Annotated in this window: 15 protein-coding genes and 1 pseudogene; 9 read left to right on the top strand and 7 right to left on the bottom strand. The window is 73.2% G+C overall.

Annotated features, from left to right (window positions below):
* The first annotated feature begins 70 nt into the window (after positions 1-70).
* Entirely contained in the window at positions 71-799 is a 729-nt protein-coding gene (locus J7W19_RS25115) for an aminoacyl-tRNA hydrolase (protein ID WP_004950037.1), read from the top strand.
* A 280-nt stretch (positions 800-1,079) separates the two neighbouring features.
* Here J7W19_RS25115 and J7W19_RS25110 read toward each other — a convergent pair whose 3' ends face one another.
* The 3 genes from J7W19_RS25110 to J7W19_RS25100 form a co-directional block, all read right to left on the bottom strand.
* The gene (locus J7W19_RS25110; RefSeq protein WP_040891369.1) at positions 1,080-1,685 is read right to left on the bottom strand and encodes a response regulator transcription factor; all 606 of its coding nucleotides are present in this window, start codon (positions 1,683-1,685) and stop codon (positions 1,080-1,082) included.
* A 144-nt stretch (positions 1,686-1,829) separates the two neighbouring features.
* A complete protein-coding gene (locus J7W19_RS25105) occupies positions 1,830-2,156 on the bottom strand; it encodes an MFS transporter (RefSeq protein ID WP_086025267.1) in 327 nt (108 codons plus the stop codon).
* A gap of 20 nt (positions 2,157-2,176) precedes the next feature.
* On the bottom strand, positions 2,177-3,265 hold the full coding sequence (locus J7W19_RS25100) for an MFS transporter (protein WP_158688809.1): 1,089 nt from the start codon (positions 3,263-3,265) through the stop codon (positions 2,177-2,179).
* 1,343 nt (positions 3,266-4,608) lie between these two features.
* On the opposite strand from J7W19_RS25100, the gene J7W19_RS25095 reads away from it, so the two are divergent.
* The 4 genes and pseudogenes from J7W19_RS25095 to J7W19_RS25080 all read left to right on the top strand — a co-directional run bounded on the left by J7W19_RS25095 (position 4,609) and on the right by J7W19_RS25080 (position 9,832).
* Positions 4,609-4,914 carry a hypothetical protein gene (locus tag J7W19_RS25095; RefSeq protein WP_040891371.1) on the top strand — a complete coding sequence of 102 codons (306 nt, stop codon included), beginning with the start codon at positions 4,609-4,611 and terminating at the stop codon, positions 4,912-4,914.
* Between the two features lie 2,638 nt (positions 4,915-7,552).
* Complete coding sequence (locus J7W19_RS25090; RefSeq protein WP_078588169.1) at positions 7,553-7,732, top strand: cold shock domain-containing protein; 180 nt, start codon at positions 7,553-7,555, stop codon at positions 7,730-7,732.
* 226 nt (positions 7,733-7,958) lie between these two features.
* A pseudogene (locus tag J7W19_RS25085) lies at positions 7,959-9,415 on the top strand (DEAD/DEAH box helicase).
* Between the two features lie 51 nt (positions 9,416-9,466).
* A complete protein-coding gene (locus J7W19_RS25080) occupies positions 9,467-9,832 on the top strand; it encodes a CBS domain-containing protein (protein WP_004950043.1) in 366 nt (121 codons plus the stop codon).
* 1,130 nt (positions 9,833-10,962) lie between these two features.
* Here the strand turns inward: J7W19_RS25080 and J7W19_RS25075 are convergent.
* The 3 genes from J7W19_RS25075 to J7W19_RS25065 form a co-directional block, all read right to left on the bottom strand.
* Positions 10,963-13,182 (bottom strand): NACHT domain-containing protein, encoded by a 2,220-nt coding sequence (locus J7W19_RS25075; protein ID WP_004950046.1) that lies wholly within the window; start codon positions 13,180-13,182, stop codon positions 10,963-10,965.
* A 965-nt stretch (positions 13,183-14,147) separates the two neighbouring features.
* Positions 14,148-14,513 carry a darcynin family protein gene (locus tag J7W19_RS25070; protein ID WP_004950047.1) on the bottom strand — a complete coding sequence of 122 codons (366 nt, stop codon included), beginning with the start codon at positions 14,511-14,513 and terminating at the stop codon, positions 14,148-14,150.
* An 82-nt stretch (positions 14,514-14,595) separates the two neighbouring features.
* Positions 14,596-15,489 (bottom strand): NAD(P)H-binding protein, encoded by an 894-nt coding sequence (locus J7W19_RS25065; protein WP_004950049.1) that lies wholly within the window; start codon positions 15,487-15,489, stop codon positions 14,596-14,598.
* Positions 15,490-15,601: 112 nt separating this feature from the next.
* On the opposite strand from J7W19_RS25065, the gene J7W19_RS25060 reads away from it, so the two are divergent.
* The 3 genes from J7W19_RS25060 (at position 15,602) to J7W19_RS25050 (ending at position 18,043) form a co-directional block, all read left to right on the top strand.
* Complete coding sequence (locus J7W19_RS25060) at positions 15,602-16,591, top strand: LysR family transcriptional regulator (protein WP_004950051.1); 990 nt, start codon at positions 15,602-15,604, stop codon at positions 16,589-16,591.
* Between the two features lie 200 nt (positions 16,592-16,791).
* Positions 16,792-17,619 (top strand): alpha/beta fold hydrolase, encoded by an 828-nt coding sequence (locus J7W19_RS25055; RefSeq protein ID WP_004950053.1) that lies wholly within the window; start codon positions 16,792-16,794, stop codon positions 17,617-17,619.
* A gap of 106 nt (positions 17,620-17,725) precedes the next feature.
* Complete coding sequence (locus tag J7W19_RS25050) at positions 17,726-18,043, top strand: BlaI/MecI/CopY family transcriptional regulator (RefSeq protein WP_233478172.1); 318 nt, start codon at positions 17,726-17,728, stop codon at positions 18,041-18,043.
* A 168-nt stretch (positions 18,044-18,211) separates the two neighbouring features.
* On the opposite strand, the gene J7W19_RS25045 is transcribed toward J7W19_RS25050, so the two are convergent.
* Positions 18,212-18,943, bottom strand: coding sequence for a nuclease-related domain-containing protein (locus tag J7W19_RS25045; RefSeq protein WP_004950057.1), 732 nt, complete (start codon positions 18,941-18,943; stop codon positions 18,212-18,214).
* Positions 18,944-19,093: 150 nt separating this feature from the next.
* Here J7W19_RS25045 and J7W19_RS25040 point away from each other — a divergent pair, with 150 nt between their 5' ends.
* Positions 19,094-19,879 carry a TIGR04222 domain-containing membrane protein gene (locus J7W19_RS25040; RefSeq protein WP_004950058.1) on the top strand — a complete coding sequence of 262 codons (786 nt, stop codon included), beginning with the start codon at positions 19,094-19,096 and terminating at the stop codon, positions 19,877-19,879.
* The last annotated feature ends 20 nt before the right edge of the window (positions 19,880-19,899 follow it).

The raw sequence follows: 19,899 nt of genomic DNA, 5'->3' as shown, positions 1-19,899 counted from the left end.
ACCCCTCCCCGATTCCCCGGATCACCATAGCGGCCCGGGGCTCCGGCCGGGCGGCTGGCAGACTGGGTCCGTGACCAGCTCCGAAGCCGGCATCCCGGCCGATTCCAGCGACCCCCGCGACACCGCGCCGCAGTTCGTCCTGCCGCTGGTGGTGCGGATCGAGAAGGCCGCCCCGCCGGCCCGTACCGACGCCCTGGAGACGGCGGCCCGCGCGGTGCTCGTCCTGCTGTCGGACGAGCGCTCCACCGGTGACGGCGAGTGGGCCGAAGCCGTACGGGACTGGCAGGACGCCCGCATCCGCAAGGTCGTCCGCCGGGCCCGGGGCGCGGAGTGGCGCCGGGCCTCGGCCCTGCCCGGCATCACGGTGACGGGCGGGACGGCGGAGGTACGGGTCTTCCCGCCGGTCCCGCTCGACGGCTGGCCGCCGGAGCTGGTGAAGCTCCAGGTGTCGGGCACCGACCTGGACGACCCGGCCCCGCCCGGCCCCGCCGACCCGGACGGGCCGGTGCTCTGGCTGAACCCCGGCCTGGAGATGTCCGCGGGCAAGACCATGGCCCAGGCCGGACACGGCGCCCAGCTCGCCTGGTGGCGCCTGGACGACACGGCCCGCAAGGCGTGGCGCGAGGACGGTTTCCCCCTCTCCGTCCGCACTGCCACCCCCACCCGCTGGACGGAACTGACCTCCAGCGACCTGCCACTCGTCCGCGACGCCGGCTTCACGGAGATCGCCCCTGGGCTGACTCTTGCAGTTGAAGGCGGCGAGCGCTACTGCCCGGTCGGACGCCTGCGGCATCCGTAGAGGGCCTGCCCGTGCGTTCGAACGCGGGAGCAGGGGGGCGCGCGGCGACGACCGAGGCGTCGTTCTCGGCACGTAGGTCTGACCGACGTGGAGCCCCTACGCCGCGCGAACGCGGGGCCCGCAGCTTCGCACTCGGCGCCTTCCAGGGATGCGGCCGGGACCCGGGATCCTGCTGGAGTATCAGTCCGTCTATGAGGACAGCGACGGTGTTCACACCATCGCTGTCCGGCGTCGTCTGTGCATATTGCACCCGAGGGCGCGGTGGCGAAGGCCGGTCCGGTCAGATCCAGCCGAGGGCGGTGGCGGTGCGTATCGCCTCGATACGGTTGCGCGCCCCGACCTTGCGGTTGACGGCGGCCAGATTGTTGCGGACCGTCCCGGGTGAGAGATGCAGGATCTCGGCAATCTCCGGGGGTGTGTGGCCATGTGCGGCCAGGCGGAGAAGTTCCCTGTCGCGTTCGCTGAGCGGGTTGTCGGGGGTGTGCAGGGCGTCGGTGACGAGCCGTGGGTCCAGCACACGTTCACCCCGGGCGACCTTGCGGACGGAGTCGGTCAGTTCTTTGACCGATACGGCTTTGCTCAGGAATCCTTCGACTCCCAGTTCCAGGGCGGTTCGCAAGGTGCCGGGGCGTTCCAGGGTGGTCAGGATGACGACGCGGCAGGGGGGCAGAGCGGCTTTGAGCCGTTCCGCGGCCGGGATCCCGTCCAGGCCGGGGAGCTGGGCGTCGAGCAGCGCCACGGTCGGGCGGGTGCGCAGGGCCTGCGGCGCGATCTCGTCGCCTCGTGGCACCTGCGCGACCACTTGCATGCCGGGTTCGGACGCGACCACGACGGACAGCGCTTCGCGCGTGAGGCGCAGGCCATCGGTGATCAACACGCGAATCATGGGGATCGGTTGTTCCTCGTTGACAGATGTGTCGGCAGGCGAGAGCAGCGGTCCGGACCGGTTGGCGCGGACCCAGACGTCCGGGCGGCCGCCCTGAGGCACCCGGGGCCCGGTCGTTGCCGTCCGGACCCCGGAGGGCCGGTTCTAATCCGTGGCGTGGCGCTTGGGCAGCAGGAGCGTGAGGGCCCACATCGCCAGCAGGGCTGCGATGACGTACCAGAGGGTTCCGGTGAACGCGGCAGTGACGGTGGTGCCATGGCTGCCGGCCGGGGAGTGGGCGAAGAACACCACGGAGGTCAATGCCGTGCCCAGGGCGATGCCGAGCTGGGTCGAGGTGTTGAACAGCCCGGACGCGGAGCCGGCGTGGTCGTGGTCCACCTGACGCAGCGTCGTGTCGGCCAGTGCCGCCCCGATCATGCCGAGACCGGGGCCGACCGGCAGCATCGGCGCGACCGTCGACACCAGGGACATGCTGGTGTTCCGCTCTGCGATCAGCCACGCGTATCCGCACAGGGTGGCCGCGGCCAGCAGGGCGTGCCGTGCCGGCCGGCCAGGCTCATCGTCAGCCACCCCCCGGCCATCTCACCCAGCGACGCCACCACGAAACCTGCCGCCGCCTGCCGCGGGGAGAGCCCGAGCCCGTCCTGCATGAACAGAGTCCACGCCAGGAAGAACACCCCGGACAGCAGACCGAAGACGAGCTGCGCGGACAGCCCCGCGGCGAACGCCCTGCGCTTGAACAACGCCAGGACGACGAGTGGGTCGCGGCCCCGTGCGGTCCTGGCCCGCTGCTGGACCACGAAGACCATCAGGGTCAGGAATCCCCCGGCCATCATGAGGAAGCTCCAGACGGGCCACTGGTGTGCCCCGCCGGCGGTGAGCGGGTAGGCGATCAGCAGCAGGCCCAAGCCGGCCAGGAGCATGCCCGCGAGGTCCGGGCGCCGGGCGGCGAGGTCGCGGGATTCGGGCAGGTGCCGCAGGCCGAGGAGCACGGCCGCCAGGCCGATGGGCACATTGATCAGGAAGATCGGGCGCCATCCGAGGCCGGAGACGTCGGCGCTGGTGAGCACGCCGCCCAGGACCGGTCCGGCGACGCTGCCCAGCGACATGACGGTGCCGTAGAGGCTGAACGCCTTGGCACGGGAGCCTTCGTCGAAGGTCACGTGCAGCGTGGCCAGGACCTGGGGAATCATGACCGCCGCGGCACCGCCCTGGACGAAGCGGGCGGCGATCAGCACGGCGGGTGTGCCGGCCAGGCCGCAGAGCAGCGACGCCGCGGTGAAGACGCCGGTCCCCAGGAGGAAGAGCCGCTTGCGGCCGTGGAGATCGCCGAGCCGGCCGCCGGTGACCAGCCCAATGGCGAAGGTCAGCGCGTAGGCGGCGTGAATCCACTGCACCGCGGCGCCCGAGGCACCGGTGTCGTGCTGAATGGCGGGCAGGGCCGTGTAGACGACGGAGCCGTCGAGAGCGTTCATCAGCTCCGCGACCAAGACGACGACCAGCATGACGGTGCGACCACCGCCTGGCCGGCCGCCGGCGGAGGCGGAGCGGGAGGGGAGGGATTTGGTGTCAGCGGACACGACACAGTTCCTGTTCTGGCGGACAGCAAGGGGAAAGGGGCAGGCCAGGCATGCCCGTCCCGCTTACTGCGCGGCGACAGGAAAATCGGGTATGGCAACGCCCAGGCCGAAAGGCAGACCTCTGCTGAGAGACGACCGCGCGCTGCTGCACAGAGCAGGGGGTCAAGCCTCACAGCAAGCGGTTCTCAGGCCTGGGAGATAGGTCATCACCTCGTGACATATACGAGCGGAGCAGACAGCTCCGTGAGCGACCCCAGGCTACGTTCCTGATCGCGAGGTCAGCAATCGAATTCCGCCCCCAAGGCTCCCGCCCCGGGCCGGATCATGGCCCCCCGCAGTCCATGGGAGGCCCTCGCCACGGGATCCCCACCAGGGAATTCCTCACCTCCGCAGCGGATTTCGGGGGCCATGTACAGTCCCGAACCACGCTACGGTGACGGGGACGCCGCCCCGACGCGGCCGTGCTGTCCGCACGCCCATGTCGTGCGGACAGCACGAGCACTCCTCATCGCTTGACAACATGCCGGGCCACTGTGCGTGTCGGGGCCCCGCCAGGGCTCCCTCGCTCGCATCCCACCCGACCAGAACAGGCGGGCGATCCCCCACTGCCTGGCGATCCCTCGGGACCCAAGCCGTCAACCCCGGTGCTCTGGACGACTTCTTCGCCCGCTTCGAGTTCCCGGCGCCGGACAAGCACGCTGTCGTCTACGCCGGCAGACCTCGAGATCGCCCCCGGCTCCGGCGACGGTGGTCGCCGACCACCCGGCGCTGCGCGAGCGCCTCTGACCGCTCCGGTCCGCCTGCGACGGCCGTAGGCGGACTGCCGCCGCGTTGGAACGCGGGAGCTGGGACGGCCCGCCCTCTCCGCAGGACTGCCCGTGCGCGGTCGGCGAACCGATCCTCTCGCCGGCCCTGGACGCCGCGGTCGCAGCTGGGGTCAGGCGCCGTCGCGGGTGCTTGCGGCGTTGACTTTCGGTTACATCCGGAAAATGCACCCATGTAGGTGATGAGGGCACGGTAGGCGGTTCGGGGGGATGGGCCGGGGGCGCCATTTGGGTCGCTGCGTCCGGGTTACGGCATGGCGACTCCTCGGATTGCCGTTCCCCTTTGAACAGCCATTCAGACCGGTGCCGTTCGCGGACCGGCGGGGCCTTGTGCGGCCGGCGGCCGAGCCAGTAGTTGTCTGGAGCCACAGGACGGTCGGGTCCTCCGGAAGCGGTCCCGCGCACGTGCCGATGGTTCGGCGTGGCCGGGTCCCTGCGGCGCACCCCTCTCAAGGGTGCCCGTGTGGCGGCAGTACAGGTCTGTCCGAAGGGAGGAGTGCATGGCTTCGATGCGCGGGCGTGCGGTGGGCCTGCCGGCGGCCGACGACCATGGCCGTGGTCGTGGTCGTGGACCGTGCTCCGTTTCCGGCGCTGATCGTCTCGCCGGCCCCAGGCAGGATCACCCAGGAACGCGAGGTGACCGACCCGTACCGGTACGACCCCATGGGCTCCGCCTCGCCCGGCGGTTACGCCGGCGAACAGTCCTCGGCCGGGCAGCCGGGGGCGGGGCCGGTGGGCAGTACCAAGGACACGCTCGGCCCGACGGTCCAGAGCACCACGTCGGGCGTCTCAAGCACGGTGAACGCGGCCTTGAGGCAGTGCTGACGGATAGCCGGCGCGCCTGTGCGGTGCGCGTGGCGGGTGGGAAGCGCGGGACGGTGCTCTCTGATCGCCGAACCGCATACGTAATGGGGAGGACGGGGATTCAGTGAAGCGGTTGAACGAGCGGGTGCGCAGCCGGGCTGTCGCCGCCGCTGTGGGCGTGGCGAGCTGTGCGGCGCTGCTGGGCGCCCCCGGGCAGGCGCACGCGGCCGGGGGGCAGGGATTCGGCCTCGGGTCGCATACCTTCACCGTGCCCGAAGGGGTGACGTCGGTCACCTTCCACCTGTGGAGTGCCGGCGCCGGCGGCGGGGGTGGCGCCGGTGGGAGCGGCGGCGGGGGTGGCGGCGGCGGGGGCGCGTCCTTCGGAACCGGTGGCGGTGGCGGAGGAGGCGGTGGAGGCGGCGGGGGCGGTGGCAACGGCGGATTCTCCGGTCACAGCGGTGCGTACTTGCGCTGCGCCGCCGTCCCCGTGCGCGCCGGAGACAAACTGTCCGTATTGGTGCGGCCCGGCAGCCGTGGAGGGGCTGCGGGCTCCGCAGGCAGGCAGGGCACCGGCGGTCAAGGCGGCTCCGGAGCCGCCGGTGGCTATGACGGCCACGCCGGCGAGACCGGTACGCCCGGCAGCCGAGGCGGTCTGGCCATCGGTGTCGTCGTGAAAGATGAGCGGCGCGGGGCCGTGGCTTATGCCTCCGCGTTTTCCCCGGATCTCAAAGGTGTTCCGGGAGGGGCAGCGGCCGCGCCCGGTGGAGGCGGGCACTACGGAGGGGGCAGCCTCTCCTCCGGGAACGCCAAATCCGGCGGGGGGCGCGGGGCGGGCGGAGTCGCGACAGCCGTCTCCGCACCATCGGTGCGATCACGTTTCCGATGCGGCGGGACGCAGGAAGCCTCCGTCCCGGCCGTCATCAACCCGGGGCACAAGGGCGGTAACGGCGCCAATGGCGAGGCCGGCCGGAACTCCGACAGAGACAGGGGCGAAGGCGGCAGGGGGGGCAACCTCGTCCGCGACGCCGGCGGCGGAGCCGGAGGAGCCGGGGGACACCAAGCCGCCGTCGAGGCCCCGGACCCCATCACCCCGCCTCCCGGCACGGCGGTCGGAGGGGCCGGCGGTGACGGTGGGCGAGGCGGCGATGGTGGGCGAGGCGGCAAAGGCGGGGGAACCCCCGCCGGAGGCAGCGCGGGCTCACCGGGCCTGGCAGGCCACGCGGGTTCCCCGGGGCACCCCGGCAAGGACGGCGGGCCCGGCTACGCCTACATCAGCTGGTAGCCCCGCACCCTCGGAAGACAGGCCGTTGGCGATGAGGACACCGGCGACGCCGGCGGCCAAGCACGCGGCGGGCCGGAAGACGGCCTGAGACAGCGGAAGCGCGCGAACGAGGATTGAGCCGGCGGCCCTCCGGGCCCTCGGCCGCCGTGCTCCCGACACGCGGCTCGATCCCCTCGCAAGGTCCGACGCACCCGTCAAGCATCCACAACGGAGGCTCAGTATGCGCAGCCCTTTCCCCGTCTCCTCCTTCCCTTTCCCGCCCGGGTGCCTGGCACGTACACGGCCGGCGGCCGGCGCGGGCCGGGCGGGGACGCTGGTCGGCGTCGTCTTGGCTCTCGTCACCGCTGGGGTCGTGGCACCCTCGCCCGCCGCCGCTGCCGAGCGGGTCTTCACGCGGGCCGGCCGCTACGAATTCCAAGTCCCCGACGGAATCCACCGGTTGACCATCACCGCCGTCGGGGCGGGCGGCGGTGGAGGAGGCGGAGGCGGAGGCGGCGGGGGAGGCGGCGGAACGCAGCAGGCAAACGGAAGCGCCGGACACAAGGGCGGCCCCGGCGGAGGCGGCGCCGGCGGTGCCCTGCTGGTGTGCGAGGTCAGCGTCGAACCGGGAGAGCCGCTCATTCTCCGCGTCGGCCAAGGAGGTCTCCGTCCCCGGAATGGGGGCGGGGGCGGCAAGGGAGGACACGGGGACCCCACCTCCGCCGGCTCCGGCAGCTCGGGCGGGCACGGGGCCGACGGAACCGCCGGCGGCCCGTCCTTCGTCGAGCGTCGCGCCAAACGGTTCCCCGAACTGATCCTGGCCCGCGGCGGATCCGCCGGCCGCAGCGGTGAGGGAGGGGGCGGAGGCGGCGGAGCAGAACGACAGCAAAGCGGACAGCCCCGTTCCGGCAATGCCAGAGCGGGTGCCGGAGGCGGGGGTGGGGAGACCGGTTCCTGCGATCCGCAGCGGGCGGAAGTCGTCAAGCGCGTATCCACGCATGCCGGAGAACCGGGCAGGCCGGCCTATTTCCGTGGCGGTAGCGGCGGACCCGGCCCGGCGGGGGCACACGCCGGCCGAGGGGGAGACGGGGGGAAGCACGGCGTCGGCGGCGGCCCCGGCGTCAAGGGGAATACCGTTACGGGCAGAACCAACCCGGGCGGCCCTGGCGGCGAAGGCGGTCAAGGACAGGCCGGCCAGGACGGTTCCCTCACACTGTCCTGGTGAAAGCGCCGCCCGTATGCTGCGGCGCGGCGTCGCCGGCGTGAACGGGGACAACGACGACGAACACCGGGCCGCCGGCACACGTCGGCGACCCAGCGGACCGTTGACGCGCGTCGTGGTGAGCGTGCTCGACCCCGCCCGGCGTCACCCTGGACGCCGGCGGGGCCGGGCTTGGACTGTCCGCTCTCAAGGGCTTCGGCTTCATCGAGCAGGACGGCGGCGGCGCCGACGTCTTCGCCCACTACTCGAACATCAGCGCCCAGGGCTTCCGCGAGCTGCTGGAGGGCCAGAAGGTGACGTTCGACATCGCGCAGGGCCAGAAAGGCCCGACGGCCGAGAACATCGTCATCGCCTGACACCGGCACCGACGTACTGCGCAGCCGGGGCCCGCACCATTGGGGTGCGGGCCCCGGCTCGCCGTTTTTCAGGGCGCGCGGCGGAACGCTCCGCCGCATATCCGACCGGTGACACGTTCCACCGGTCCGACCCGGCATTTCACATCCGGCTCGTCTCTCGAGATTCTCTGCGCGGATCGACTGCTGCGGGAATTCCTTGCCACGTGCCCGTCAAGGAAGGTTCCGCATGAAGCGTTCCCGCCCCACCCATACATTCGACCGACCCGGCGGTCCGCGCCGTTCCAAGGCCCCCGGAAATCGACCGGCCGTGCGGGGCGAGTTCGCGCCGCCGAAGACGGTCACGCCCGCGCTGCCCGCCGTCGGGGCGTTCGCCGATCTCGCCATGCCCGCGCGGCTGCTGGCCGCGCTCGGCCACGAAGGCGTGACCGTACCGTTCCCGATCCAGGCGGCGACCCTGCCGAACTCCCTGGCCGGCCGTGACGTGCTCGGCCGGGGCCGCACCGGCTCGGGCAAGACCCTCGCCTTCGGCCTAGCCGTACTGGCCCGTACGGCGGGGCGGCGTGCCGAGCCGCGGCGACCGCTCGCCCTCGTCCTCGTCCCCACCCGGGAGCTCGCCCAGCAGGTCGCCGACGCGCTCGCCCCGTACGCCCGCTCCGCGGCCTGCGGCTGACCACCGTCGTCGGCGGGATGTCCGTCGGACGGCAGGCCGGTGCGCTGCGCACCGGGGCCGAGGTGGTCGTCACGACGCCCGGACGGCTCAAGGACCTCATCGACCGGGGCGACTGCCGGCTGGACGGCGTCGGCGTCACGGTCCTCGACGAGGCCGACCAGATGACCGACATGGGCTTCATGCCGCAGGTCACCGCCCTGCTCGACCAGGTGCGTCCCGACGGGCAGCGGATGCTCTTCTCGGCCACCCTGGACCGCAACGTCGACCTTCTGGTCCGCCGCTACCTGACGGACCCGGTGGTGCACTCCGTCGACCCGTCGGCGGGCGCGGTCACCACGATGGAGCACCACATCCTCCACGTGCACGACGCGGACAAGCACCGCACGACCACCGAGATCGCGGCGCGGGACGGCCGGGTGATCATGTTCCTCGACACCAAGCACGCGGTGGACCGGCTGACCGAGCACCTGCTGAGCAGCGGTGTCCGCGCCGCGGCCCTGCACGGGGGCAAGTCCCAGCCGCAGCGCACGCGGACCCTGGCTCAGTTCAGGAGCGGGCATGTGAAGGTCCTGGTGGCGACCAACGTCGCGGCGCGCGGGATCCACGTCGACGACCTCGACCTGGTCGTCAATGTGGATCCGCCCGGCGACCACAAGGACTACCTGCACCGCGGCGGCCGCACGGCCCGCGCCGGCGAGTCCGGCAGCGTCGTCACCCTGGTGACTCCTGGTCAGCGGCGCGGGATGAGCCGGCTGATGGTCTCGGCGGGCATCACCCCGCGGGTCGCCCAGGTGCGTTCGGGCGAGGCGGAGCTGAGCCGCATCACCGGCGCCCAGACCCCTTCCGGTGTCCCGGTCGTCATCACCGCGCCGGACGTGGAACACCGCCGCGGGCCGTCCTCCTCGTCCCGGGCCCGCCGGGGGTGCCGGGGCCACGCCGGCCAGGGCCGGCCCGTCGGTGAAGCGGGGTCCCGCGGGTCACGGCGGCGGACCGGCTTCGATTCGGCCGCGTAGCACACTGTGATCACCAGCCCACCCCTCTCCATTGTCCGCCAGGAGGCGCGTATGACACCGTCGCGAACGCAGCATCAGCATGGCGTGGATCCCTCCCCCAAGGCCGTGGCCGACGACAGGGACGCCTCCGGACCACGGGTCCGTGACGACATGACGGTCGAGGTGGCTCTGGCCCTCATGGCCGGCGCCCGTGTCGATCACCTCGTCCTCTGCGACGGGGACGACCAGAGCACCGGCCTGATCACCCTGGCCCAGCTCGCCGTTCTCCGCGGCAGCCTCACCTACACCGACCGGCTCCGTCTGCGGGACGTCCTCGCCGGACCGTTCGTCCCGCCCAGCGCCGGCCGCGCCATCGGCCGATGGCGTCCGCACTCCCGCCCTCACCGAGATCGCCCCCGGGCTAACTCTTGCAGTTGAGGGCGGCGAGCGCTACTGCCCGGTCGGACGCCTGCGGCGACCGTAGCCACGAGTTCGCGGTGAAAGGCCCGACAGCAAACCACTTCAAGACCGCCCGAGCCAGATTCGGCGGGGCGCCGCGTGGGCAGCACCCCCTCAGCGGACGAACGAAGCCGGTGCAAGCAGCCCGCCTGTGCGCCGAAAGCTTCGCTTGCCCCATAGCGCGGTCGATCGCGATCTCGATGATCACTCCCTCGGGACGGGCGCCGGCAGATGAACTCGACCCGACGTGGCGACCGCCTCGGTGAGGAGTACGGCGTAGTCGAGGGCTTTCGCCTCAGGATCCGAGGAGGGCCAGGGCCGTGGGTGTTGCCGTGTGCAGGGCGGTGTTGCGGTGACGGGCCGTTGTGACGAGTTCGGCCGACCGGACACGGACGTGTGTTCGCTGGCGCTCGCGGCGGAGATGCCGACTCGGCGGGCGATCTCGGTTGTGGTGCAGCCTGTCCTGTCGGCGATCGTCAGCAGTACCGCGGCGCGGGTGCGGCCCAGTAACGCGCCCAGGGCGGCCGCCGAGGCGCCCGTCGACGCCCCGTCCGGCCTGGCGCCGACGGCCTCGCGGTGCGCCGGATACGTGAGGAAAGGTTGCGGCTCGGCATGGGGATCGAGCAGCGGAAGCCGGTGACCGAACCACGAGGGGATCAACAACAGCCCGCGTCCGTCGAGATGGAGATCGATGCGGCGGCTGATGGTCCCGGTGACTTCCAGGACCGGTGGTTTCCAGGTGATGTGGCGTTAGCTGCCACGGGCGTGCCGTCGCCCTCCCGTCTGTGCACACGGGCAGTATGCCCTTTACCGGCAGCTCATGAAGTAGTAATTCCCTTTGAGCGGCCCGGGAACACAACACGTCTCTTTCGTAGCCACTCCCGGCCCATCCTGGCAGCGAGGCACGGGCAGCGCCCGACTTGGAAGTCGCGGCGTGAGGCAGACGCCCGTCCGCGCGGCAAGACCGTCGTGGTCGCCCGGGTCACCGGCCCGATGGCACCGGTGAGGGGCACCGGGTCCGGTGAGGTCCAGACCGGGAGGTTCCAGGGCGACGCCTCGCCGGTGGCGACCCTGACCCGGAGTCCTCGTCGGACGAGACGCCGGATGCATCATTCTTCCTGCGGCCTCTCGTGCCGTTCCCCCGGCGGGCCCGCCCCGGAGCAGAGCGCCGACCGGACGGCCGTGCGACTGTCGCCGCGTCGGTCGCGCTGAGGGGGTAGGTGGGCCGAGGCTGCGAGCCGGTGTTGCAGGCTCGCGTGCCGGAACTGGTAGACGGAACCGACCTGGCGGAGGATGCCCAACCGGTGGGCCTCCGACAGGAACGTCTGCAAGCGCAACGGCAGACGCCCCTGGGCGGCCAGGATCAGCCGTGCCACGCTGTAGTGCGGCCAGGCGAAGGCGGTCAGGGCGAGGACCATTCCCACGGGCAGCAGATCGGACAGGGCGAACAGCACGATGTCGGAGACCGGGGGCCAGGGGTCGTGTCCGGTGGCAAGGCTCATGGCCAGGGCGACGTCGTCCGGCAGGTGGAAGAGAAGGGCCGCGGCCGCCACGCCGACGAGGGTGATGGCCCGGTCCGCCCGCATCGATTCGGCCGGAGTGGTGACATCCAGCCGTGAGGCGGAGGTCCGGACCGACCGGACGGCACCGAGGACGGCCCCGCACAGGGCTCCGGCGGCGATGCCGGTGGCCCAGACGGCCAGGGCGGAGACGGCGGTCCTGTGCGTCCACGGATCCGACGGCCAGATGCCGATCAGCACGTACAGGTGAAGCGCCGTGCCGATGAGAACGGCCGTCCCGGCGACGGTCGCCAGGGCGCGCGGCAGCCGTTCCCGCCAGTGCAGCAACGTGAACGAACCCCGGCTCGGTACCCGCGGCGGAGCCGGCGGGCCGGACGCGAGAAGGACCAGGAAGATGCCCAGGCCGTAGACGGTGAGATGCTTGAGATTGTGCTGAACGGTCTCCACCGTTCCGACATGGGTGAACATCCGCCGCAGCACCACCTGGCACAGCGCGTTGGTCAACGCCCCCACCAGCGCCGTCAGCGCGGCGGTACGCAGCGGGCGGGGGCGGACGCCGCCTCGCGTAACGGTTCGGGCGGCCAGGCACTGCATGGCGAAGAGGGCGAGGGCGACCCCGCACGTCACCCTCACGAACGCGGGCGAATCCAGTTGCGGCCGGGGGCCTGCCACGTGGTGGAGCGCGTACCCCGACAGGGCGGCCAGGGCCGCGACGAGACTCCACACCGCGGCCCGGCTCCAGGTACGGCCGAGCAGGGGAACCCACTGGTGGAGCTGCCACCACGCCAGGTCGTGCGTGCCCTGACGGCTGAGCCCGTGAGCCAGGCAGGCGAGGTGGCGCAGGGCGGACCCGGTGGACTGGACGGACCGGCCGGACCGGGAGGATCCGCTGGAGTGGCGGGCCCGTTCGAGCAGGCTCGGTACGAGCGCGTCGAGCAGATGCTGTTCCACCGCGTTCGCCGTGGGAAAGCGGCCGACGTCGGCGAGTTCGGCGGGGTCGCCCCCGGCGTCGGCGTACACCGTACGGGCCAGAGCCGTGAGCAGGGGCCTCTGCAAGGCCTGCGCGGCGGGCCCTTCGGGGTGGTCGGCCACGTGCCGGGCCAGCAGGTCCCAGCGCCGCTGCGCCGGGCCGGGCGGCGCGGCGAGCCGCAGTGACGCGAGGGCGTCGACGGCATCCAGGGGAGCCGGTTCGATGACGGCGGCCGCAGTCAACACACTCGCCCCAGCGACCGCCCGGGCGTAGGCGCTGGTACGGCAGGTGAGGACGAGCGGCGCGTGGGCGGGGAAGGCGGCGTTCAGGGCCGCGAGTACGCCGGGCTGGCTGGGCGGAGGCAGTTCGTCCAGCCCGTCCAGTACGGGGATCACCCACCGGGCGGCCAGCAGGTCCTCTACGGCGGTGGTGCCATACGACCGGACGTCGCCGAGCGCCGGATAGCCGTCCGCGATCTGGCGTGCGAGCCAGTCGTGGGCGCTGTGCCGTGCCGGGTCGAAGGAGGCGAGGGAGAGGAGCACCGGTACGGGGGCGCCGGGGGCGCGGTCGCGCAGCAGCGCGAGCGTCAGCAGTACGGCGAAGGTGGTTTTGCCCGATCCGGCCGGGCCGAGAACGACGAGCCGCCGGTGCGGCAGGCGCCGGAACGCGACGGCCAGGTCCTCCGGTGCGTCCGCCCGGCACGAGACGGGGTCGCCGATGAGCCGGCGGTGGTCACAGGCGTCGGGCAGCGCCGCGTCCCACCAGAGAACGGGCAGCGGTGCGGGCGAGAACAACTGCCGCAGCATCGCCTCCTGTTCCCACTGCTGGTGCACGAGCATAGCCAACGCCTCGGCCGCGTCCGCGACTTGCCGGTGAGTCGAGCGAGCGGTCCGCGGCCGACCACGCCACGTCCACATGCCGAGCGCACCGAAGAGCCCTCCCACCGCGATCGTCACGGAGACGGCCACGCCCTCGCCTCCCTCACCGTGCTGGAGTTCCCGGACGAGGGCTAACACGAAGGCGCCGCAGAGTAACCAGACCGGTGCCCACCGTCGCTGCATCTCCGCCCCCGATCGAGCATCTTCCGCCGGCCGCGCGACACAGGGACAACGAGCAGACCGCCCGGAGGTTGCGTACCGCCCGGCTTGTACAAGGGGCACGTATTCGGGGGACGTGAAGGCGGCCTTCGACTGATCCTGTGCTCCCGTCACAGCGTGGATCAGCGCCAAGGCCGCGGTCGTGAGCAAGGCGCAACAGGGCGCCCTGCTGGCTACGTTCGCCGGAAGCCGCACACTTCCGGTCTGGGCTGGACGCGTCTCTGACCATACAGGGCGACGCCTTGTTCGAGCTGTGCGACGGGCTGCTGTGCACGGACGGGCCGGTGCGGACGCTGGTCGACCTCGCGCACCTCACGCAGAAAGACATTTCCGTCTGCCCGTCACCGCGTCGTCACCGCCGCCGCTTCGTCGCTTGTCCTGGGCCAGGTCCGGCCACCACTCGCCGACAAGAAGCCAGCCCTTTCGTCCGGGCGCCGTCTGCACCGGCCAGCCGCCCGGGTGCTCGTCGAACCCGGGATGTCGTGACACCGACCGCTGCCACAGTGAACGCCGGATCTACGGCGACGGCGGCGCGGTCGAGATCGCCCCCGGCTCGGCGACGGTGATCGCCGACCACCCGGCCCTGCGCGGGCGCTCCTGACCACTGCCGCGCCGCCGGCGGACGCGGGTCCGAAGTCGCGGTGGGCCGAACCCGCTCTATCCGCAGTCGCCCAGGTTCACCGGCGCGTCGGTCTTTCGCTGGTGTGTCAGGTGTTGATGGTGGTCACGGTGTCGAAGCCGTAGGTGCGGGCATAGCCGTTCTCGACGCCGACGAGGAGGTCGACGACCTCGAAGTAGTGGTCCCAGAACGGCGTTTCCCGCAGCGCGTCGATCAGGAGCTGGTACGCCTGGTGGTCGCGGGCCTCCCAGAGCCAGACGTCGGTGACGCGCGTCGAGTAGAACTCGGTGTCGAAGAAGCGGGACCGGACGCCGGTGGTCTTGGCCTCGATGACGGGGACGATCTCGGTGGTGAGGGCGTGCATCCGCTCCTCGGGGGTCTTGTCGAGCCATGCGCGCGTGGTCTTGACGAGCATGAAGACGGTGACAGGGGCTTCGGTTGCCTGAGTGGACACAGTGCTTCCTTCGGTTGGGATGGTTGGGACTGGTCGGGCATTGGCTGGGAGGGGGAAACGGGTGCGAGGACTCGCGTCCTCGTCAGGACAGGACGGCCGGCTTCAGGACCCGGGCGCACCAGTCCTCGAAGGCCGTCGGGGTCGCGGTGTCCGGCGTACGCGTGACGCCGGCGTCGAGGCCGTCGTCCTTGGCCCGCTTCATGTCGACGACACCCCGCACGAACGCCTCGTCCAGACCGTGCCGGGAGAGGCCGGCCCGGAGTTCGTCGAGCGGCTGCCGCTCGTAGCGGACGGGGCGGCCCAGTCGCTCGCTCATGACGCGGGCGAGGTCGTCGGGGGAGACGTCCTCGGGGCCGAGGACGGGGACGCTGCCCGTGCCCGTCCAGGTCCGGTCCAGGAGCAGGCGGGCGGCGACGGCGGCGACGTCCGCGACCGCGACGAGCGGGGCCTTGCGGTCGGCGGCGACGGTGTCGGTGAAGACGCCCCGCTCCCGCAGGGAGCCGGCCTCCTCCAGCAGGTTCTCGAAGAAGGACGGGCAGGCCAGGGCGCGGTAGGCGACGCCGGTGCCCGCGATCAGGTCGTCCATGGCCAGGGAGGCCGTGACGAGCCCGGCGCGGCCGGCGGCCGGGGTGCCGCGGCCCAGCGCGGAGACGGCGACGACGTGCCCGACCCCGTGGGCGGCGAGGGCCTTCGCGGCGGGGCGGGTGAAGCCGGAGTAGCCGTCGTCCGGGGACCGGAACGGATCCGGGGGGACGAGCCAGAAGACCGCGTCCGCGCCGTCGAAGGCCCGGTCGACGACCTCGGCGTCGCCGTGCGAGCCGGTGACGACCTCGACGCGGTCGCGTACCGCGTCGGGGAGCCGGGCCGGGTCGCGGACGACCACGCGCAGGCGCTCGCCCCGGGCGGGGGCGGATTCCAGGAGCAGCGGCAGCAGCCGGCGGCCGATCTTCCCGGTGGGAGCGGTGATGACGATCATGAGGGACCCCAGAGGTCGAGCCGATTCGGTACGCCCTCATCCTGGTGAGCAGCCCTCGTTGCCACAATGGGAATATCGGCAACGAATCATTGCCCAGAATGGAATTACCCTGGTGAACAGCCCCGAACCGGTGATCGACGCCCAGCTCGCCGTCGCCCTGAACGCCCTGCTGGACGAGCGGAGCGTCACCCGCGCCGCCGCTCGCCTGCACACCTCGCCCGCCGCCATGAGCCGTACGCTGGCCCGCCTCCGCCGGGTCCTCCAGGACCCCCTCCTCGTCCGGGCCGGGCAGGGCATGGTGCCCACCCCCCGCGCCCAGGAGCTGCGCGACGAGGCCGCCGAGGTGGTGCGCCGCCTCGGCGCGCTGCTCAGCCCCGGCTCCGAGGTCGACCCGGCCGCCCTGCGCGGCACCTTCACCCTCCAGGCCGCCGACCTGGTCGGCGCGGCGCTCGCCCCGGGGCTGCTGGAGCTGGCCCGCCGGGAGGCGCCGGGGGTCTCGCTGCGGCTGCGGGCCGAGGAACTGGAGGCCGGTCCGGCCCTCCGCGACGGCCGGATCGACCTGGAGGTCGGAGTGATCGACCACGTCGATCCCGAGACCCGCGTCGAGGAGCTGGTCACCCTGCGGATGGCCGCGGCCGTCCGGCCCGGCCACCCGCTCGCCGCGGAGCCGCTGACCCCGGCCCGGCTCGCCGCGGCGGAACACGTCACGGTCAGCCGCCGCGGCCGGTTCACCGGCCCCCTCGACGCCGCACTCGCCGAACGGGACCTCCGCCGGCGGGTCACCGCCGTCCTCCCCAGCCACCTGGCCGCGATGCACCTCGTCGCCCACAGCGACGTCGTCTGCCTCGTCCCCGCCGCTCTCCCCGGCGCCGCCCCCTCGCCCCTCACCCGCACCGCCACCGCCCTCGGCCTCCACCTCCTGGACATCCCCCTGCCGCTCCCGCCCGTGACCATGGGCATGGCCTGGCACCCGCGCCACGCCGCCGACGGAGCCCACCGCTGGCTCCGCGAGGCCGTCCGCAGAACGCTGACCGGGGGCGGGGCCGGGGCCGGAACCTCGACGGAGCCCCCTCCGGGGGACAGCGCACCCCGCCCCCGATGACGAGGCCCCGCGCCCGGCAGCAGAGCGCACCGGCCCGCCCCCGCCCCCTGAAGTCGCCCTGCCCGCAAGCGCGTTGTGACAGAGAACCCCGCGCCTCCTTGGCCTCGCCTCCCGGCCGCCGACATGATGCGAACGATCACCGGGACCGGCGGCCGGCCGGCGTCCGGGGTCTCCTCAGTGCTGCGATCCAGGGAGCCCGCATGCCTTTCACCACCGTTCGCGACACCCGCGTCCACTACGAAAGCGAGGGCCGAGGACCGGGGCTGGTCCTGGTGCACGGCACCGGCGGGGACGCCGAGAAGGTCTTCGGCAACGTCGTGCCGTACTTCGCCGACGATCACACGGTCGTCCGCCCCAACCTCAGCGGCAGCGGCCTGACCGGCGACAACGGCGATCCCCTAACCCTGGATCTCGTCGCCGCCCAGGTCGCCGGGGCGGCGCGCGCCGCCGTCGACGGCCCGGTCGACCTGCTGGGCTTCTCGCTCGGCGCGGTCGCCGCGGCGGCCGTCGCCGCCGAGTACCCCGGGCTGGTGCGCCGGCTCGTCCTGGTCGCCGGCTGGTCGCACTCGACCGGACCCCGCGACCGGTTCTACTTCGAGACCTGGCTCAAGCTCGGCCGCACGGACCGCGAACTGTTCAAACGGTTCTCCGCGCTGACCGGCTACGGCGCGTCGGCCCTCGACGACTTCGGCCACGACGGGCTGGCGCGGTACCTCTGGGACCCCTGGCCGCCCGCCGGCGTGCTCCGCCAGATAGAACTCGGATTGCACGTCGACATCCGCGGCCTGCTGCCGCGCATCACCGCGCCGACCCTGGTCGTGGGGTTCGCGGACGACGCGATGATCCCGATCGCCGGATCGCGCGACCTGCACGCCGCGATCCCCGGCAGCCGCCTCGTGGAGGTCCCCGGCCAGGGCCACATGGACTGGTTCGGCGACCCGGGCGAGCTGGCGTCCCTCACCCGCTCCTTTCTCGACGGCACGGACGGCACAGACGGCACGGACGGCACGACGGCGCCCACCGCGTAACCGCCCCACCGCCGCACCCCCGCGCCAGGGCCCCGCCCCCGCCCCTCCGTCCCACCGCTTCGCCGCTATATGTCCGGGCGGCCCCTTACACTCGTCTGTCGGGTCCGTGACCGGACCCCTGCAGCACGTGATCACGTCGTGCACGTCGCAGACGTCGTACAGCGGAGGAACCGAGGACATGGGAGCGGGCACACCTGCCACCGCGGTACGTCGCGGGCGCCGCCGCGCGAGCGGCGCGCTGGAGTGCGAGGTCCTCGCGGCACTGCGCCGGGCCGGCACCCCGCTGACCCCGCGCGAGGTGCAGCGGGAGCTGCCGGGGGCCCTCACCTACTGCACGGTCGTGATCATCCTCCGCCGCCTGCACGGCAAGCGCGTCCTCACCCGGACACCCCGCGGGCGCGCGTACGCGTACGCGGCCGTCTAGCCCGTCCGCTCCGCCTCCGGCTCCACCACCCCACCCGCCGAACCCGGCGGCCAGGCCGCCGGCGTCCGCCGCGACGCCCGTACCGGCGGCCGAGCCGTCGGACCCGCCCGCGAGCCGGGTCGGCGACCGGCCTGGGCAGTCAGCCGGATCCTTCCCGGCCGCCCCCCCTCAACAGCCCAGCCACAACCGCCGGTTGCGCGCCACCGTATGGACGCGGTCCACGCGGTCCGGGTGGAGAACGCCGCCGAGCACCCCCAGGCCCGTCACCTGGCGCAGCAGCAGCACGCGGACGTCGCCCCGCTCGGACTCGTCGTGGACCTCCGTGGCGCCGGGCAGGACGACGACCGGGCCCACCGGGACCGGGAAGCCGCAGCCGCGGGTGAGGACCAGGGAGGCGCGGGCCGCGCTCTGGCGGGCGCGGCGGACGGCGGGGCGCGGATGGCGTTCGCGCGGGACGCGGATCACGGCGTCGTCCGCCCGCGCCGGGGCGCGCCGGGTGGGTTCGACGAGGACGGCGAAGACGCCGCCGGGGCCGATCAGCAGGTGCGGGATGACGGCGTCGCCGGGCAGGACGACGGAGTGCAGCACCTCCCAGCCGCCCGCGGTCAGCCCGTCCAGGGCCGCGCCGACCTGCTGTTCGGCGGCCAGGGCCCGGCGCCAGCGGTCCTCCGCGGGACGGCGGCCGAGCAGCCGGGCCAGCAGGAGGGTGCCGCGGCCGGCGCGGGACGCGTCGAGGCGGGCGCGGAGGGTCTCGCCGGGGCGGTTGGGCGCCAGGTCGTCGTCGGGGGGCAGGAACAGCCGGTCCGGGTCGTACCTCCGCCCGACCGCCCCGCCCTTCGCCCCGGGACCCGCCCCCGCTCCCGCTCCGGCTCCCGTTCCCGGCCGCTCGCGCACGCCCATCACCCCCACCCGCCATCTTGCCGCAGGACGGCGGCGCCGGACCCGTACGCCGCTCGCCGGCCGGGCGCGGATCCGGCACACCGGACCACCAAAGCCCGCATTCCGGACATGGAGGTGCGCGAGAGGCGAGCCGTCGAGTAGAACACCCGTATGTGGGTCGTTCTGCTGATCGTGACGTGCGTGGTCGCCGTCGCCGCCTGCGCCCGTCTCTGCCACGCCGCGATGGCGGCGGCGGGCCCCGCGCCCGGCCCGGCCGTCGCCGGGTTCGACACCCTGACGCTGTACGAGACGGCGTTCCTGAACGGCGGCCCGGACCGGGTCACCGACCTCACGCTGGTCGCGATGGCCCGGCAGCGGCGGCTGCTGCTGGCGCACACGGGGTGGGCGACCGTCGTCGACCCGGTGGGCCGGGACGAGGTCGAGCGCTCGGTGATCAGCGCGATGGGCCCCGAAGGACAGTCCCCCGTCCCGCGGATACGGGCCGCGCACGGCACGGCCGACGCGGTGCGCGCGCTCGCCGACCGGCTGACGGCGGCCGGCCTGGCGGTGCCCGCGCGGGTCCGCCAGGAGGTGACGGGCGCCGTCCGGCAGGTCCGGGCGGCCTGTGCGCTGTCCCTGCTCACCGGGGTGGCGACGCTGCTGACGCTGCCCGACGGCGCCGCGTTCGGGCGGACCGCCGGCTGGCTGGCCGTGCCGCTGGCGCTGACGGCCGGCTGCCTGGCCATCGCGCGGTACGAGGTGAACCCCGACACCCTCTGGGCCTCCACCGCCGGCCGGGCGCTGCTCGACCGGGCGCCGGTGGTCCGCCCGGCCGACGGCACCGGACAGGACGATGTCGGCCTGCTCACCTCACTGGCCGTGCACGGCCGCCGCGCCCTCCGCGACCCGGAGCTGCGCGCCGCGCTGGCGGAGACGCTGGCGGCCCACCGCTACTGACGCGCGAACCACCCGCGGGC

The organism is Streptomyces mobaraensis NBRC 13819 = DSM 40847 (genome assembly GCF_017916255.1).
Taxonomy (GTDB): Bacteria; Actinomycetota; Actinomycetes; order Streptomycetales; family Streptomycetaceae; genus Streptomyces; species Streptomyces mobaraensis.
The sequence above is the reverse complement of the archived record's forward strand: the minus strand, read 5'-3'. Positions and strand labels throughout refer to the sequence as shown.

Coding starts and splice junctions, on each gene's coding strand:
- J7W19_RS25110 (WP_040891369.1), bottom strand. CDS start 1,685: ATGATTCGCGTGTTGATCACCGATGGCCTGCGCCTCACGCGCGAAGCG.
- J7W19_RS25105 (WP_086025267.1), bottom strand. CDS start 2,156: ATGTCCCTGGTGTCGACGGTCGCGCCGATGCTGCCGGTCGGCCCCGGT.
- J7W19_RS25080 (WP_004950043.1), top strand. CDS start 9,467: ATGACACCGTCGCGAACGCAGCATCAGCATGGCGTGGATCCCTCCCCC.
- J7W19_RS25075 (WP_004950046.1), bottom strand. CDS start 13,182: ATGCTCGTGCACCAGCAGTGGGAACAGGAGGCGATGCTGCGGCAGTTG.
- J7W19_RS25065 (WP_004950049.1), bottom strand. CDS start 15,489: ATGATCGTCATCACCGCTCCCACCGGGAAGATCGGCCGCCGGCTGCTG.
- J7W19_RS25055 (WP_004950053.1), top strand. CDS start 16,792: ATGCCTTTCACCACCGTTCGCGACACCCGCGTCCACTACGAAAGCGAG.
- J7W19_RS25045 (WP_004950057.1), bottom strand. CDS start 18,943: ATGGGCGTGCGCGAGCGGCCGGGAACGGGAGCCGGAGCGGGAGCGGGG.
- J7W19_RS25040 (WP_004950058.1), top strand. CDS start 19,094: ATGTGGGTCGTTCTGCTGATCGTGACGTGCGTGGTCGCCGTCGCCGCC.